16 protein-coding genes and 1 tRNA gene are annotated in these 14,348 nt (G+C 59.3%); 1 reads left to right on the top strand and 16 read right to left on the bottom strand.

Going from position 1 to position 14,348, the window contains the following annotated elements; genetic code table 11:
- Nucleotides 1-53: 53 nt before the first annotated feature.
- Nucleotides 54-542, top strand: a complete 489-nt coding sequence (locus AB4N41_RS02415; protein ID WP_016773510.1) for an RDD family protein — start codon at nucleotides 54-56, stop codon at nucleotides 540-542.
- Between the two features lie 178 nt (nucleotides 543-720).
- Here AB4N41_RS02415 and nadA read toward each other — a convergent pair whose 3' ends face one another.
- From nadA to aspS, 16 genes are all read right to left on the bottom strand, one after another.
- The gene (gene nadA / locus AB4N41_RS02420) at nucleotides 721-1,779 is read right to left on the bottom strand and encodes a quinolinate synthase NadA (protein ID WP_016773509.1); all 1,059 of its coding nucleotides are present in this window, start codon (nucleotides 1,777-1,779) and stop codon (nucleotides 721-723) included.
- Nucleotides 1,780-2,050: 271 nt separating this feature from the next.
- Nucleotides 2,051-2,126: transfer RNA gene (locus AB4N41_RS02425), tRNA-Lys, on the bottom strand.
- Nucleotides 2,127-2,189: 63 nt separating this feature from the next.
- A complete protein-coding gene (queC, locus tag AB4N41_RS02430) occupies nucleotides 2,190-2,882 on the bottom strand; it encodes a 7-cyano-7-deazaguanine synthase QueC (RefSeq protein ID WP_056787919.1) in 693 nt (230 codons plus the stop codon).
- Between the two features lies 1 nt (nucleotide 2,883).
- On the bottom strand, nucleotides 2,884-3,531 hold the full coding sequence (gene queE / locus AB4N41_RS02435) for a 7-carboxy-7-deazaguanine synthase QueE (RefSeq protein WP_041479789.1): 648 nt from the start codon (nucleotides 3,529-3,531) through the stop codon (nucleotides 2,884-2,886).
- A 167-nt stretch (nucleotides 3,532-3,698) separates the two neighbouring features.
- Nucleotides 3,699-4,538 (bottom strand): tol-pal system protein YbgF, encoded by an 840-nt coding sequence (gene ybgF / locus AB4N41_RS02440; RefSeq protein WP_024014085.1) that lies wholly within the window; start codon nucleotides 4,536-4,538, stop codon nucleotides 3,699-3,701.
- Between the two features lie 6 nt (nucleotides 4,539-4,544).
- Nucleotides 4,545-5,042: a peptidoglycan-associated lipoprotein Pal gene (gene pal / locus AB4N41_RS02445; RefSeq protein ID WP_003178634.1), complete on the bottom strand. Its 498-nt coding sequence runs from the start codon at nucleotides 5,040-5,042 to the stop codon at nucleotides 4,545-4,547.
- A gap of 52 nt (nucleotides 5,043-5,094) precedes the next feature.
- The gene (tolB, locus tag AB4N41_RS02450) at nucleotides 5,095-6,375 is read right to left on the bottom strand and encodes a Tol-Pal system beta propeller repeat protein TolB (RefSeq protein ID WP_164488347.1); all 1,281 of its coding nucleotides are present in this window, start codon (nucleotides 6,373-6,375) and stop codon (nucleotides 5,095-5,097) included.
- Nucleotides 6,376-6,392: 17 nt separating this feature from the next.
- Nucleotides 6,393-7,451: a cell envelope integrity protein TolA gene (gene tolA, locus AB4N41_RS02455; RefSeq protein ID WP_252876788.1), complete on the bottom strand. Its 1,059-nt coding sequence runs from the start codon at nucleotides 7,449-7,451 to the stop codon at nucleotides 6,393-6,395.
- Complete coding sequence (tolR, locus tag AB4N41_RS02460) at nucleotides 7,451-7,903, bottom strand: protein TolR (RefSeq protein WP_160767866.1); 453 nt, start codon at nucleotides 7,901-7,903, stop codon at nucleotides 7,451-7,453. Before tolR ends, tolA begins: the two co-directional genes overlap by 1 nt.
- Before the next feature lie 23 nt (nucleotides 7,904-7,926).
- Nucleotides 7,927-8,622: a protein TolQ gene (gene tolQ, locus AB4N41_RS02465; protein WP_008080223.1), complete on the bottom strand. Its 696-nt coding sequence runs from the start codon at nucleotides 8,620-8,622 to the stop codon at nucleotides 7,927-7,929.
- Nucleotides 8,612-9,079 carry a tol-pal system-associated acyl-CoA thioesterase gene (ybgC, locus tag AB4N41_RS02470; RefSeq protein ID WP_252876789.1) on the bottom strand — a complete coding sequence of 156 codons (468 nt, stop codon included), beginning with the start codon at nucleotides 9,077-9,079 and terminating at the stop codon, nucleotides 8,612-8,614. Before ybgC ends, tolQ begins: the two co-directional genes overlap by 11 nt.
- Before the next feature lie 127 nt (nucleotides 9,080-9,206).
- Nucleotides 9,207-10,268, bottom strand: a complete 1,062-nt coding sequence (gene ruvB, locus AB4N41_RS02475; RefSeq protein ID WP_024014087.1) for a Holliday junction branch migration DNA helicase RuvB — start codon at nucleotides 10,266-10,268, stop codon at nucleotides 9,207-9,209.
- Nucleotides 10,269-10,877 carry a Holliday junction branch migration protein RuvA gene (ruvA, locus tag AB4N41_RS02480; RefSeq protein WP_024014088.1) on the bottom strand — a complete coding sequence of 203 codons (609 nt, stop codon included), beginning with the start codon at nucleotides 10,875-10,877 and terminating at the stop codon, nucleotides 10,269-10,271.
- A 114-nt stretch (nucleotides 10,878-10,991) separates the two neighbouring features.
- A complete protein-coding gene (gene ruvC / locus AB4N41_RS02485) occupies nucleotides 10,992-11,519 on the bottom strand; it encodes a crossover junction endodeoxyribonuclease RuvC (protein ID WP_016773501.1) in 528 nt (175 codons plus the stop codon).
- A gap of 155 nt (nucleotides 11,520-11,674) precedes the next feature.
- Entirely contained in the window at nucleotides 11,675-12,421 is a 747-nt protein-coding gene (locus tag AB4N41_RS02490; protein WP_024014089.1) for a YebC/PmpR family DNA-binding transcriptional regulator, read from the bottom strand.
- Between the two features lie 119 nt (nucleotides 12,422-12,540).
- Entirely contained in the window at nucleotides 12,541-14,316 is a 1,776-nt protein-coding gene (gene aspS, locus AB4N41_RS02495) for an aspartate--tRNA ligase (protein ID WP_041479793.1), read from the bottom strand.
- Nucleotides 14,317-14,348 lie beyond the last annotated feature (32 nt).

Consider the following 14,348-nt stretch of genomic DNA (forward strand, 5'->3'; position numbering starts at 1 on the left):
TTTGTGCGCGCTTATCCGTAAAATGGCGCTTCCATTCGCGTCCCGAGGCTGCCATGTCGAAACACCTGCTCACGCCGCAAGGGGACTTTCCTCCCGTTGCTCTCGGTCGTCGTCTGGCGGCGATGTTCTACGACTTCCTGCTGTGCACCGCCCTGCTGATCGTCACCGGATTCATCTATAAGTTGATCCAGGCGGCGATCATTGGCGAAGAGCGTCTGCGAGTGATGACCGACGCCGGCCAGCTGGATGGTGATCCGCTCTACTCCACGGTGCTGCTGTTGGTATTGTTCGGCTTCTTCGCCAAGTTCTGGACCCACGGCGGGCAGACACTGGGCATGCAGGTGTGGGGGATCCGCGTGCAGAACGCCAACGGCACAGCGATCAGCCTGTGGCAGGCGCTGCTGCGCTTTATGGTGTCGATCGCGTCGTGGTTGTGTATCGGGCTGGGGTTCTTCTGGTCGCTGTTCGACAAGCAGAAACGCACCTGGCATGACATCTATTCGGATACGCGTGTGGTGCGGATCCCGAAGAAGAGCAAATAATTTCCATGCTCAAGAGTCGGCCTGTGGTGAGGGGATTTATCCCCGTCCGGCTGCGTAGTAGTCGTAAAGGAGCCCACGCGGTATCCCTGATATGCCGCGGTGTTTGATTTAGGGCGGCTTCGCCACCCAACGGGGATAAATCCCCTCACCACAGGGCTCACTCATACAATGGGTTCTCTCAGGCGTTACCCGCCAATTTCATCCGCGCTGCCTGGGTGAAGTCGAGCATGCGCTTCAACGGGCGGATCGCTTGGGGAATCAGCGCCGGATCGACAAAGATCTCGTTGGTGCCTTCTTTCAAGCTCTTGAGCGTGCGCTCAAGGGTGTTCATGGCCATCCACGGGCAATGTGCACAACTGCGGCACGCGGCGCCATTACCGGCGGTAGGCGCCTCGATAAAGACCTTGTCCGGGCACAGCTGCTGCATCTTGTAGAAGATGCCACGGTCGGTAGCGACGATCAGGGTCTTGTTCGGCAGGCTTTGCGCGGCCGCGATCAACTGACTGGTGGAACCGACGGCATCCGCCAGCTCAATCACCGAAGTCGGCGACTCGGGATGCACCAGAATCGCCGCGTCCGGGTACAGCGCCTTCATGTCTTCGAGCTGCTTGGACTTGAATTCTTCATGGACGATGCAAGCACCGTCCCACAGCAGCATGTCGGCGCCGGTCTTGCGCTGAATGTAGGTGCCCAGATGCTTGTCCGGGCCCCAGATGATCGTCTCGCCGTTGTCCATCAGGCTTTCGACGATTTCCAGTGCGCAGCTCGAAGTCACCACCCAGTCAGCCCGAGCCTTCACGGCGGCGGAAGTATTGGCATACACCACCACGGTGCGTTCCGGGTGCTGGTCGCAGAACGCCGAGAACTCATCGACCGGGCATCCCAGGTCCAGCGAGCACGTCGCCTCCAGGGTCGGCATCAGCACGCGTTTTTCCGGGTTGAGAATCTTTGCCGTCTCGCCCATGAACTTGACGCCGGCGACCACCACGGTCTTGGCCGGATGGGCATTGCCGAAGCGGGCCATTTCCAGGGAATCGGATACACAGCCGCCGGTCTCTTCGGCCAGGGCCTGAATCACCGGATCGCAATAAAAGTGGGCAACCAGCACCGCGTCCTGAGCCTTGAGCTCGGCGGCGATGGCGGAACGGTAATAAGCCTCCTCTTCTGCCGTCAGCGGTTTGGGCTGTTTGGCGTCGAGGTGGGCTTGAACCAGAAGGCGTTCGGAAATCTGCGTCATGTTCGCAAGACCTGCAGGCGCATTCGCGCGAAAGTCGAGTATACACCCGGCTCCGGACCGTTAGAGGGTACCGCCGGGAGAGTGAGTATCATCAGGCACGGACAGCGTTGAAGCTGCGCAAGGCTACAGAATATCCCGTTGAGACAAAAGATGATTCTGACCTGTATCAGGTCGGGTCGCACTGAAACATCGAACGCCCGAATTGCAGGCAAAAAAAAACCCGGAAATCCTCACTTTCGTGGGCCTTCCGGATTTTCTAAACCGCAAAATATGGTGGGTCGTGTGGGATTCGAACCTACGACCAATTGGTTAAAAGCCAACTGCTCTACCAACTGAGCTAACGACCCGCTGTGTGGTGGCGCGTATAATACTGATTTTTAAGGACTATTCAACACCTTTTTTGAAAAAGATTAAAAATAAGGAGTTGGATCGCTCACACCCGCCGCCGCGAAGCCTTCAGCACGCAGGCGGCAGCTGTCACATTTGCCGCAGGCGCGGCCGTCATCGTCTGCCTGATAGCAGGAAACCGTCAGGCCATAATCCACGCCCAGCTTCACGCCAGCCTGGACGATCTGCGCCTTGCTCAGGTTTTGCAGTGGCGCCTGAATGCGGAAGCCATTGCCTTCCACGCCCGCTTTGGTGGCCAGGTTGGCCATGCGCTCGAACGACTCGATGAACTCGGGACGGCAATCCGGGTAGCCGGAATAATCCACTGCATTGACGCCGATGAAGATGTCGCGCGCGCCGAGCACTTCGGCCCAACCCAATGCCAACGACAGGAACACCGTGTTGCGCGCCGGCACGTAAGTCACCGGAATGCCTTCGCCCAGCTCTTCCGGAATATCGATGCTGGTGTCAGTCAGCGCCGAGCCGCCCATGCCGTTGAGATTCAGGCCAATGACCTTGTGCTCGACTACTCCCAGATCGCGAGCAACGCGGGCGGCGGCATGCAATTCAGCATGGGAGCGCTGGCCGTAATCGAAGCTCATGGTATAGCAGGCGTAGCCTTCGGCGCGTGCCATCGCCACCACGGTGGCCGAGTCGAGGCCGCCCGAAAGCAGGATAACGGCACGTTTTTCGGTAGTGTTCGGTTGTTCAATCATCTCAGCGCCCCGGCTCATCATTCCATAGATATTTATGCAACTGCAGTTGCAGCCGCACTGGCAGGTTATCTGCCACCACCCAATCCGCCAGATCCCTGGCATTGAGGTCATGATGACTTGGGGAGAAAAGCACTTCACCCGCACGTCTATCAAGCCCGTACTGGATCAGTTTCGATACCGCCCAGTCATAGTCTTCCCGCGAGCAGATGACAAATTTCACCTGATCGTTGCGGGTCAGCAGTTCGATGTTCTCGTAACGGTTGCGATGGGCTTCTTTCGAGCCCGGCGTTTTCAGGTCGACGACGCGACTGACACGCGGATCGACGGCGGACACGTCGAGGGCGCCGCTGGTTTCCAGCGACACCTCGTAACCGGCATCACACAACCGTTCAAGCAAAGGAATGGCGTTCGGCTGAGCCAACGGCTCACCGCCGGTGACACAAACGTAACGCGGACGATAACCGGCCACTTGCTCAAGGATGTCGTCGAGGGTGCGGACGGTGCCGCCGCTGAACGCATAAGCGCTGTCGCAGTATTGGCAACGCAACGGGCAACCGGTCAGGCGCACGAAAACCGTGGGCAGCCCGGCAGTCCGAGTTTCCCCCTGCAACGAGTAGAAAACTTCGGTGATTCTCAATGTGTCTTGCATAGTCGCCACGGGCGTAACAGCTAAACAGGCTGTCCGCCTCCGTCAGGCACTTCAGGCAATCCCGCCAACGCGTAGACCACAAGAAGCGTGTTTCAGAAAAAGGGCGTGAATTCTAACGAAAAAACCCGCGACAAGCGCGGGTTTCTTCAAAACACGGATGAACAGGCTTACATGCGCTGCAAATCACGCTGGGCCAGCTGCGCGGCGGAAGTGCCCGGATATTGCGACACCACCTGCTGCAGAATGCCTTTGACCTTGTCGGTATGACCGAGGCGGCGTTCTACGTCAGCCAGCTTGTACAGCGAATCCGGCACTTTGTTGTGCTTGGGATACAGCTGCGAAACCTTGGCAAAGGCCTGACCTGCACCTTGCAGATCACCCTTGGCCAGGTTCACTTCGCCCAACCAGTATTGAGCGTTGCCCGCGTACTGGCTGTTGGGGTATTTGCGCAGGAAAGCGGCGAAGGCCTGGCTGGCCTTGTCGAAATCCTTGGCTTTGATCAGGTCGAAAGCGGCATCGTAATACAGCTTTTCCTTGGCCGGATCAGCCGGCTCGCTACCCGCAGCAGGGGCCTGGGCTGCCGCAGCAGCACCCGCGCCTGCGGCAGCACCGGCAGCAGCACTTGCATCGCCACCGGCAGAAGAATTCTCGGGAGTCGCGGCTGGTGCAACGCCGGATCCTATGCGCCGATCAAGATCCTGGTATCGCTCCAGGGATTCCTGCTTCATGCGCGAAACCTGATTCTGCAGTTCTTCGATCACGCCCTGTTGGCGCGAGATCTGATCCTGCATCTGTTGCAATTGGTTGAACAGCATGCCTTGTGCCGAGGCAGGGGCCGAAGCCGCTCCCCCGGCATAGGCGCCGTTCGTACCGTAACCCGCAGGCGGATAACTGCTCCCGCTATTGTTATAACCGGAGTTGTCATCGACCACAGGAACCGCAGCCCACGCCGCAAGCGGCGCGAGGCTGAGAGCCAGAACAGTTACAGCACGACGGCACGTTCGCATATCGAATTACTTACGCAGTTCGACGCGACGGTTCTGGGCCCAGGACTGCTCGTCGTTGCCGGTAGCAACTGGACGCTCTTCGCCATAGGAAACCAGTTCCAGCTGAGCTGGGGAAACACCTTGCAGTACCAGGTAGCGCTGAACGGCTTTCGCACGACGCTCGCCCAGTGCCATGTTGTACTCACGAGTACCACGTTCGTCGGTGTTGCCTTCCAGAACAACGCGAGCGCCGTTTGCTTTCAGGTCTTTGGCGTGAACGTCCAGAGCGCGCATGGCTTCTGGCTTCAGGTCCGAGCTGTCGTATTCGAAGTAGAAGGTGGTGATTGCGCGCAGAGCAGCTTCTTCGCTCAGGGAACCGTCAACGGCACCGGTGTTTGCGCCGTAACCAGCGTTTGGATCAACAGCGCCTTCACCGGCGTTGTCGCCGCCTTTGGACGAGCAACCTACAGCTACAGCCATGGCCAGAGCCAGCGCAGCAAATTTACCAAACTTCAGCATTTCCATCGTGAAACTCCTAATGAACCCCAGTGTGTTAAGTAAAACGTGTAGCGCCCGCTCACTTCAGGTAAGGGGACCAGGACGGTTCTCTGACTTCGCCTTGAGCGGTAGGAAGCGGGAGCCTCACGCGTCCATTAATGGACACGAGCATCAAGACTCCCCGGCCCTGTTGGCGGGTGGCGTAGATTACCATGGTGCCGTTGGGCGCAACAGTAGGTGACTCGTCCAGAGTGCTATCAGTGAGGATCTTTACACTACCTCGCTGCAGATCCTGAGCTGCCACCTTGAAATTGGTGAAGCCATCCTGACGATGAATCATCACCAAAGTCTTTTCATCAGCCGAAAGTTTCGGGTTGGCGTTGTAGTTGCCCACGAACGTCACACGCTCGGCACCACCGCCACCGACGCTGGTTTTATAGATTTGCGGCTTGCCGCCACGGTCCGAGGTGAAATAGATGGTCGAGCCATCCTTGCCCCAGAACGGTTCGGTATTGATGCCCTGACCATTGGTTACGCGGCTGATCTGGCGCGAACCGAGGTTCATCACGTAGATGTCCGGGTTACCGTCTTTCGACAGAACGAACGCCAGGCGATTGCCATCCGGCGACCAGGCTGGCGCGCCATTGAGGCCTTCGAAGTTGGTGATCTGCTCACGGCGACCGGTGTCGATGTTCTGCATGAAGATACGCGGACGCTTCTGCTCGAACGACACGTAGGCGATACGCTTGCCATCCGGTGCAAAACGCGGCGACAGGATCGGCTCGCGCGATTGCAGCAGAGTCACTGCGCGGGCACCGTCATAGTCGGAACGTTGCAGGGTGTAACGCGTGTTCTTCTCGGAAAAACGCTCGGCCGTCACGTACAGCAGGCGCGTCGAGAAGGCACCTTCAATGCCGGTCAGCTTCTGGAACGACTGATCGGAAATGAAGTGCGCCATGTCACGGATCTGGTCGGTCGTACCGGAAACACTGCCGTCCGCCACTTTCTGCTCGGTGGCGACGTTGAACAGTGCCCACTGCACCTGCAGGCGACCGCCCGCTGGAGCGATGCTGCCGACCATCATGTACTGAGCACCCACCGCCTTCCAGTCACGGAAGATGATTTCGCTCGGCTGGCTTGGCTGGCTGATCATGTTGGCTTTCGGAATCGGCGAGTAATAGCCCGAGTTGCGCAAATCGTTGCCAATGATTTCAGCCATGTCGTCAGGCAGCACGGCGCCGCCCTGCATGCCGAACGGTACGACGGCGATCGGGGTGGCCCGATCGCTGCCGCTGGTGACCAGAATGTTCTTTTCATCTGCCGTCGCGATCCCTGCCATGCAGCAGATCACGACCAGCATTCCTCGAAGAAGGTTTCTCACAAGGCTAGATCCTCAGGTGTGAATGTCATCTTGAATGAACGATACGGAGCGAAATCGCTCGGCTTCATTCCCTGCATTTCTGTCAAACGTCCAATATTCTTCACTGCCGCGACTGCCGAAGCATCGAACGGACCGTCACCACTGGACTTGGCGACGCTGACCGAAGTCACCGTGCCGTCCGGCAACATGCCGATTTGCAGCACGACCGTCATGCCTTTGCGCGCCGAAGGAGGACGAGCCCAGCCTTCCGCTGCACGAGCGCGAATCAGGTCATCGAAACTGCCGGCAACTTCGTCACCCTGCTCATCTGCCAGGGCCTGCTGACGCTGCGGCGTGTCGGAAAGCAGATCTGCCAGGGCCTGGGCCTTTTTGTCTTCGGCGGATTTGCGTGCCGCTTCCTGCGCTTTCTTCTTCGCAGCATCGGCAGCAGCTTTCTTCTTCGCGTCTTCGGCGACTTTCTTCTTCGCCTCTTCAGCTTCAGCTTTCTTCTTGGCGTCTTCTGCGGCTTTCTTCTTCGCGTCTTCGACGATCTTCTTCTTGGCTTCTTCGGCAGCGGCCTTCTTCGCCTCTTCCTCAGCAGCCTTTTTCGCTTCGTCTTCGGCCTTCTTCTTGGCTATATCAGCCAATTGTTTCTCTTCGGCCTTTTTCGCTTCGGCTTTCTTCGCGTCGTCGGCTTTCTTGGCTTCATCAGCCTTTTTCGCCTCGTCGGCCTTCTTGGCTTCCTCGGCCTTTTGAGCCGCTTCCTCTTTCTTTTGTTCCGCCGCCTTCACCGCTTCCTGCTCGATCTTTTTCTGCTCCATCTGTTCGACTTCGGTCTGGCGCGCGGCGGATTTCTTCGCCTCACCCGCAATCTTCTGATTGGTCTGGGTGGTCGCCTGACTTTTCGATTTCAGCTGGTACAGAGTCGCCTGGACGATCGGCTTGGCCGGCGGCAGTTCGGGCGTGAAGGCAAAACTGACGAACAGCATGCCGAACACCAGCACGTGCAGGACGATTGCCAGAACACTAGGCCAGAAGTAGCTTTCCGAGGCGGACGGCTCTCGCTGTTGCTGCATCAGGGGGCCTCGGTAATCAGACCAACGTTACCGACCCCGGCTTTCTGCAACCCGCCCATGGCGCCCATGACGGCGCCGTAGTCGACAGTCTTGTCACCACGAATGAACACCTGGGTGCGTTTGCCGCCCTCGGTGCCGGCGCGGATGATCTTGGTCACCGCGTCAGTCATCTGTGGCAGGGTCATGGCCCTGTCCTGTTGCTTCTCGGTGTCGACTTCGCTGCCAAGGTTCCAGTAGTAGGTCTTGTCAGCCTTGATCGAAATGGTCAGGACCTGAGTGTTGTTGTCCTGCGGCAAGGCTTCGCTGGAAACCTTGGGCAGATCAACTTTCACGCCCTGATTGAGCATCGGCGCGGTCACCATGAAGATGACCAGCAGCACCAACATCACGTCGATGTAGGGCACCACGTTCATCTCGGCGACCGGCTTGCGCTTTTTGCGAGCTCGAGCGATTAAAGCCATCGGGAAATACCTGCTTATTCTTCGCTGGTGTGCACTTTGCGGTGCAGGATCGCCTGGAATTCATCGGCGAAGGTGTAGTAGCGGCCCAGCAAGGTTTCGCTGCGCGCAGCAAAACGGTTGTAAGCGATGACCGCCGGGATCGCAGCGAACAGGCCGATCGCGGTGGCGATGAGGGCTTCGGCGATACCCGGGGCAACGGTGGCCAGGGTCGCTTGCTGGGCGCTGGCCAGACCGCGGAAGGAGTTCATGATCCCCCACACGGTACCGAACAGACCGATGTACGGGCTGACCGAACCGACGGTGGCGAGGAACGGCAGGCTCTGCTCGAGTTTCTCTTCTTCGCGCGAGATGGCCACACGCATGGCACGGGCGACACCTTCCATCACGGCTTCAGGATCGACACCTGGCTGCTGACGCAGACGGGAGAATTCCTTGAAGCCGGCACGGAAGATCTGCTCCACGCCCGAATCCGGATCAGGATTGCTGCCAGCCTGACGGTACAGTTTGGACAGGTCGATACCCGACCAGAAGCGCTCTTCGAAGCTCTCCAGGGCGCGTCGACCGGCGCGCAGCAAGTTGCTGCGCTGAAAGATCATGATCCATGAGGTCACCGATGCGGCCACCAGGGTCAACATTACCAACTGCACCACGATGCTGGCATTGCTGACCAGGCTCCACATGGAGGAATGGTCGACGACGTTAGCTTCCACGCTTTATCTCCTGCTTTGAGTGTGTACCCGGGCCGACCGCGTCGGCGAAGGCCGCACGCAGGTCTTCGGGAAGGGCCCGGGGTTTCAAACTGTCGGTGCGCACGCAGGCCACCAAAAACTGCCCTTCGCAGAGCAGCACATTATCCGTGGCCCGCCTGACCTGCTGTCGGAAGCGCAGGCTGGCACGGTTCAATTCGATTACATCAGCGCTTACCAGCAGTTCGTCATCCAGTCGCGCCGGCGCGTGGTAGCGCGCTTCGCTGGAATGCACGACGAACAACACGTCCTCTCCGGCAAGCACAGATTGGGCAAAACCCAGTTCCCGTAGCCGCTCGGTTCGAGCCCGTTCCATAAACTTGAGGTAATTAACGTAATACACGATGCCGCCCGCATCGGTGTCCTCGTAATAAACGCGACAACGATGTGCGAACGGCTCAAGCCCGTTTTGCGCGCGCATACTCTAGTGCTTACTCCTCAGGTTGCCAATCCGGCCAGACAACTGTTTTTCGTGGTTTCAAAGCTTTAACGCAAAAGTACCGTCGTCTGACAGTACAAACCCTGAATAAATCACCAGCAAATGTGTATCAATCGTCGACGGCGTCGAGAAACTCGTCTGCCACGGGCATCTCGCCCATGCGTGACGGAACATTCAAACCGAAATGCAGATAGGCATGCCGCGTCACCACCCTGCCCCGTGGCGTGCGCATGATATAGCCCTGCTGAATCAGATACGGTTCGAGCACGTCTTCAATGGTGTGGCGTTCTTCACTGATCGCCGCCGCCAGACTGTCGATACCAACCGGACCGCCGTCGAACTTCTCGATCATGGTCAACAGCAGGCGCCGGTCCTGGTGATCGAAACCGTGTTCGTCGACATCCAGCAGATTCAGCGCCAGATCCGCCACCGCTTTGGTGATGTGACCCTTGGCGCGTACTTCGGCGAAATCGCGCACCCGCCGCAGCAGACGGTTGGCGATTCGCGGTGTGCCACGGGCGCGACGGGCGATCTCGAACGAACCTTCCGGATCCAGCGGCAGACCGAGAATCGCCGCCGAACGACTGACGATCGTTGCCAGATCCGCCGTGCTGTAGAACTCCAGGCGCTGGACGATACCGAAGCGATCACGCAACGGATTGGTCAGCATGCCGGCGCGGGTGGTGGCGCCGACCAGAGTGAAAGGCGGCAGGTCCAGTTTGATCGAGCGCGCCGCCGGCCCCTCGCCAATCATGATATCGAGCTGGAAATCTTCCATCGCCGGATACAGCACTTCTTCAACGATCGGCGATAGACGATGGATTTCGTCGATGAACAACACATCGTGCGGCTCAAGATTGGTCAGCAACGCGGCCAGATCACCCGGGCGTTCCAGCACTGGCCCGGAGGTGCTCTTGATCGACACGCCCATTTCCTGGGCAATGATGTTCGCCAGCGTGGTCTTGCCCAGCCCCGGCGGGCCGAAGATCAGGGTGTGATCGAGGGACTCGCTGCGGCCACGGGCAGCCTGGATGAACAGCTCCATCTGCTCGCGCACGGTCGGCTGGCCAATGTAGTCGGCCAGGCTGACCGGGCGGATGGCCCGATCCTGGACTTCTTCGCGCTCGCGCGGGCTGTGCGCGGCGGCGATCAGACGATCAGCTTCAATCACTTAAATCATTCCCTTCAGAGCGCGGCGGATCAGGTCTTCGCTGCTCAGGTTCTTGTCTTTTATCGCGGAAATCGCCTTGCTCGCTTCCTGCGGCTTGTAGCCCAGGGAGATCAACGCGCTGACCGCATCGGTCTCGGCACTGTTGACCGGCGCCGGGCCGTCCGGCTGATTCGGCACCAGCGCGAACATCGCCGGCGAAGTTTCCCAGGCCTTGAAGCGATCTTTCAATTCCACCAGCAAACGCTCGGCGGTTTTCTTGCCAACCCCCGGGACCTTGGTCAGCGCCGAAGTGTCCTGAGACTGCACGCAGCGCACCAACTCGTCGACTTCCAGGCTCGACATCAACGCCAGCGCCAGTTTCGGTCCGACCCCGTTGAGACGGATCAGCTCGCGAAAGAAGTCTCGCTCACGCTTGCCGGCAAAACCATAGAGCAATTGCGCATCTTCGCGTACGACCAAATGGGTGTGCAGGGTCAGCGGTTCGCCGACCGACGGCAGACGATAAAGGGTGGTCATGGGCACTTCCACCTCATAGCCAAGGCCGTTCACATCGAGAATCAGGTGCGGCGGCTGTTTCTCAGCCAGGGTGCCGCGCAAGCGTCCAATCACGTTTTGAATCCTTGAGCGCTGGCCAGCCGTGGGCTGGCGACGATTGAAGGTGGCTTGCGCGCCGACAACACAGGCACCGCGAAGTCACTTTCGAGAAAATTGATGCTGATGCTATCAGAGACGCAGGCGCCCGCCACGACTGCGTGCGGTTCCCAGCCCGTGCGGCAGCAGGCTTGAGCGCGTGTGCGCATGGCAAATGGCAATCGCGAGGGCGTCGGAGGCGTCGATCTGCGGCTTGCTGGTCAACTTGAGCATGTGCATGACCATCATCTGCACCTGCTCCTTATTGGCCGCACCGGTGCCGACCACCGCCTGTTTGACTTGCGTGGCGGTGTACTCGGCGATTTCCAGACACTCTTCGGCGCCGGCGACAATCGCAGCCCCGCGCGCCTGCCCGAGCTTCAGCGCCGAGTCGGCGTTTTTCGCCATGAACACCTTTTCGATGCCCATTGTCACCGGGCCGTAGGTCTTGATGATTTCGCGCACGCCGCGATAGACGATCTGCAGACGCTCATGCAGCTCGCCGGAACCGGTGCGAATGCAGCCCGAGGCCACATAGATGCAGCCACCCCGCCCGGTATCGCGAACGATCCCGTAACCGGTGATGCGCGAACCGGGGTCGATACCAAGGATTAGAGTCATAACGCCTGCAGATTCATAAAACGATTTACCTGACAGCCAATAGCAAATGTGGGAGCGAGCCTGCTCGCGAAGGCGGTATGTCAGCAGATACAGGTGCTGAATGACACACCGCTTTCGCGAGCAGGCTCGCTCCCACAAGGAAGACTAGTCGCTTATCAGCCAAGCTGAGCGGCGACGTCTTCCGGGATATCCGCGTTGGAATAGACGTTCTGCACGTCGTCCAGGTCCTCAAGCATATCGATCAGCTTGAGCACCTTCTCCGCACCTTCCAGATCCAGCTCGGCGCTGGTGGTCGGCTGCATGACGATTTCCGCGTCGTCGCCCTTGAACCCGGCCGCTTCCAGCGCGTTGCGCACCGCATAGAAACCGGTGAACGAGGTGAACACGTCGATCGAACCGTCTTCGTGGGTGACCACGTCATCGGCATCGGCTTCCAGCGCCGCTTCGGTCAGTGCGTCTTCATCGACGCCCGGAGCGAAGCTGATCTGGCCCTTGCGCTCGAACAGATACGCCACCGAACCATCGGTGCCGAGGTTGCCGCCACACTTGCTGAACGCGTGACGCACAGCCGCCGCAGTGCGGTTGCGGTTGTCGGTCATGCACTCGACCATCACCGCCACACCGCCCGGGCCGTAACCTTCGTAGGTCAGTTCTTCAACGTTGTCCGCTTCAGTGGCGCCGGCACCGCGCGCGACGGCACGGTCGATGATGTCGCGACTCATGTTCGCGCTCAACGCCTTGTCCAGAGCCAGACGCAGACGCGGGTTGGAACCCGGATCACCGCCACCCTGACGGGCCGCAACGGTCAGTTCACGGATCCACTTGGTGAAGATCTTGCCCCTCTTGGCATCCTGACGTTCTTTGCGGTGCTTGATGTTTGCCCACTTGGAATGACCTGCCATAACTTGCTCCGAATGCTCTTTGAAACCTTGCCCGCCCCGCAGAGGCAGCGGCCGGCAATTGAAAAATTCGACCTGAGAAAGAAAAAAGGCGCATCCGAAGATGCGCCTTCAGGCCCGTCTTACTCAGCCTTTGGCGTTTCGCGCAGGCGAATGTGCAGCTCGCGCAATGCCTTGGCATCCACTACGCCCGGAGCCTGCGTCATCACGTCGGCAGCACTCTGGGTTTTCGGGAAGGCGATCACTTCACGGATCGACTGGGCGCCGGTCATCAGCATCACCAGACGGTCCAGACCGAAGGCCAGACCACCGTGCGGCGGTGCGCCGTACTTCAGCGCGTCGAGCAGGAAGCCGAACTTCTCTTCCTGTTCCGCTTCGTTGATGCCCAGCAGGCGGAATACCGCTTGCTGCATTTCCTTGCGGTGGATACGGATCGAACCGCCGCCCAGCTCGGTGCCGTTCAAGACCATGTCGTACGCACGGGACAGTGCGCCGGCCGGGTTGGCTTCGAGCTCCTGCGGGGTGCACTTCGGTGCAGTGAACGGGTGGTGCAGCGCCGAGAAGCTGCCGTCGTCGTTCTCTTCGAACATCGGGAAGTCGACGACCCACATTGGCGCCCACTCGCAGGTCAGCAGCTTCAGGTCGTGACCGAGTTTGATACGCAGCGCGCCCAGGGCTTCGCTGACGATCTTGGCCTTGTCGGCACCGAAGAACACGATATCGCCATCGACTGCGCCAACGCGATCAAGGATCACGTTGAGCTTGTCTTCCGGGATGTTCTTCACGATCGGCGATTGCAGACCTTCAACACCGGCGGCACGCTCGTTGACCTTGATGTACGCCAGGCCCTTGGCACCGTAGATGCCGACGAACTTGGTGTAGTCGTCGATCTGCTTGCGCGGCATGCTCGCCCCGCCTGGAACACGCAGTGCGGCGATGCGGCACTTCGGATCGTTGGCCGGGCCGCTGAACACCTTGAAGTCGACTTCTTTCAACTGGTCGGCAACGTCAACCAGTTCCAGCGGAATACGCAGGTCCGGCTTGTCCGAACCGTAGCGGCGCATGGCTTCTTCGAAGGTCATGTGCGGGAATTCGCCGAACTCCAGGTTCAGCACTTCCTTGAACAGGTTGCGGATCATCTGCTCGGTCAGGCCCATGATCTCTTTTTCATCGAGGAAGCTGGTCTCGATGTCGATCTGGGTGAATTCCGGCTGACGGTCGGCACGCAGGTCTTCGTCACGGAAGCACTTGGCGATCTGGTAGTAACGGTCGAAGCCGGCCACCATCAGCAGTTGCTTGAACAGCTGCGGCGATTGCGGGAGGGCGAAGAACGAACCGGCGTGGGTACGGCTCGGCACCAGATAGTCACGCGCACCTTCCGGAGTGGCCCGGGTCAGGATCGGCGTTTCGACGTCGAGGAAGCCGTTCTCGTCGAGGAAGCGACGGATGCTGGTGGTCATGCGCGAACGCAGACGCAGCTTCTCGGCCATTTCCGGACGACGCAGGTCGAGGAAGCGATAGCGCAGGCGGGTTTCCTCGCCAACGTCGGAAAACTCGTTGAGCGGGAACGGCGGGGTTTCCGACTCGTTCAGCACTTCCAGTTCATAACCCAGCACTTCGATCATGCCCGAGGCCATGTTGGCGTTGGTCGCGCCGGCCGGACGCAGACGCACCTTGCCGGTGATCTTCACGACGTATTCGCTGCGCACGCGGTCGGCGGCGGCGAAGCTCTCGGCGCGATCCGGATCGAACACCACCTGAGCCAGACCATCACGATCACGGATATCGAGGAAAATCACCCCGCCGTGGTCGCGGCGACGGTGAACCCATCCGCAAAGGGTAATTTCCTGGCCTTCCAGGCTTTCGTTCAGTTGGCCGCAATAGTGGCTGCGCATCATGGTGTGGTTCGCTTCTCGTAATTCGAAATTCG

It is taken from the genome of Pseudomonas sp. S2_A10, from assembly GCF_054668465.1.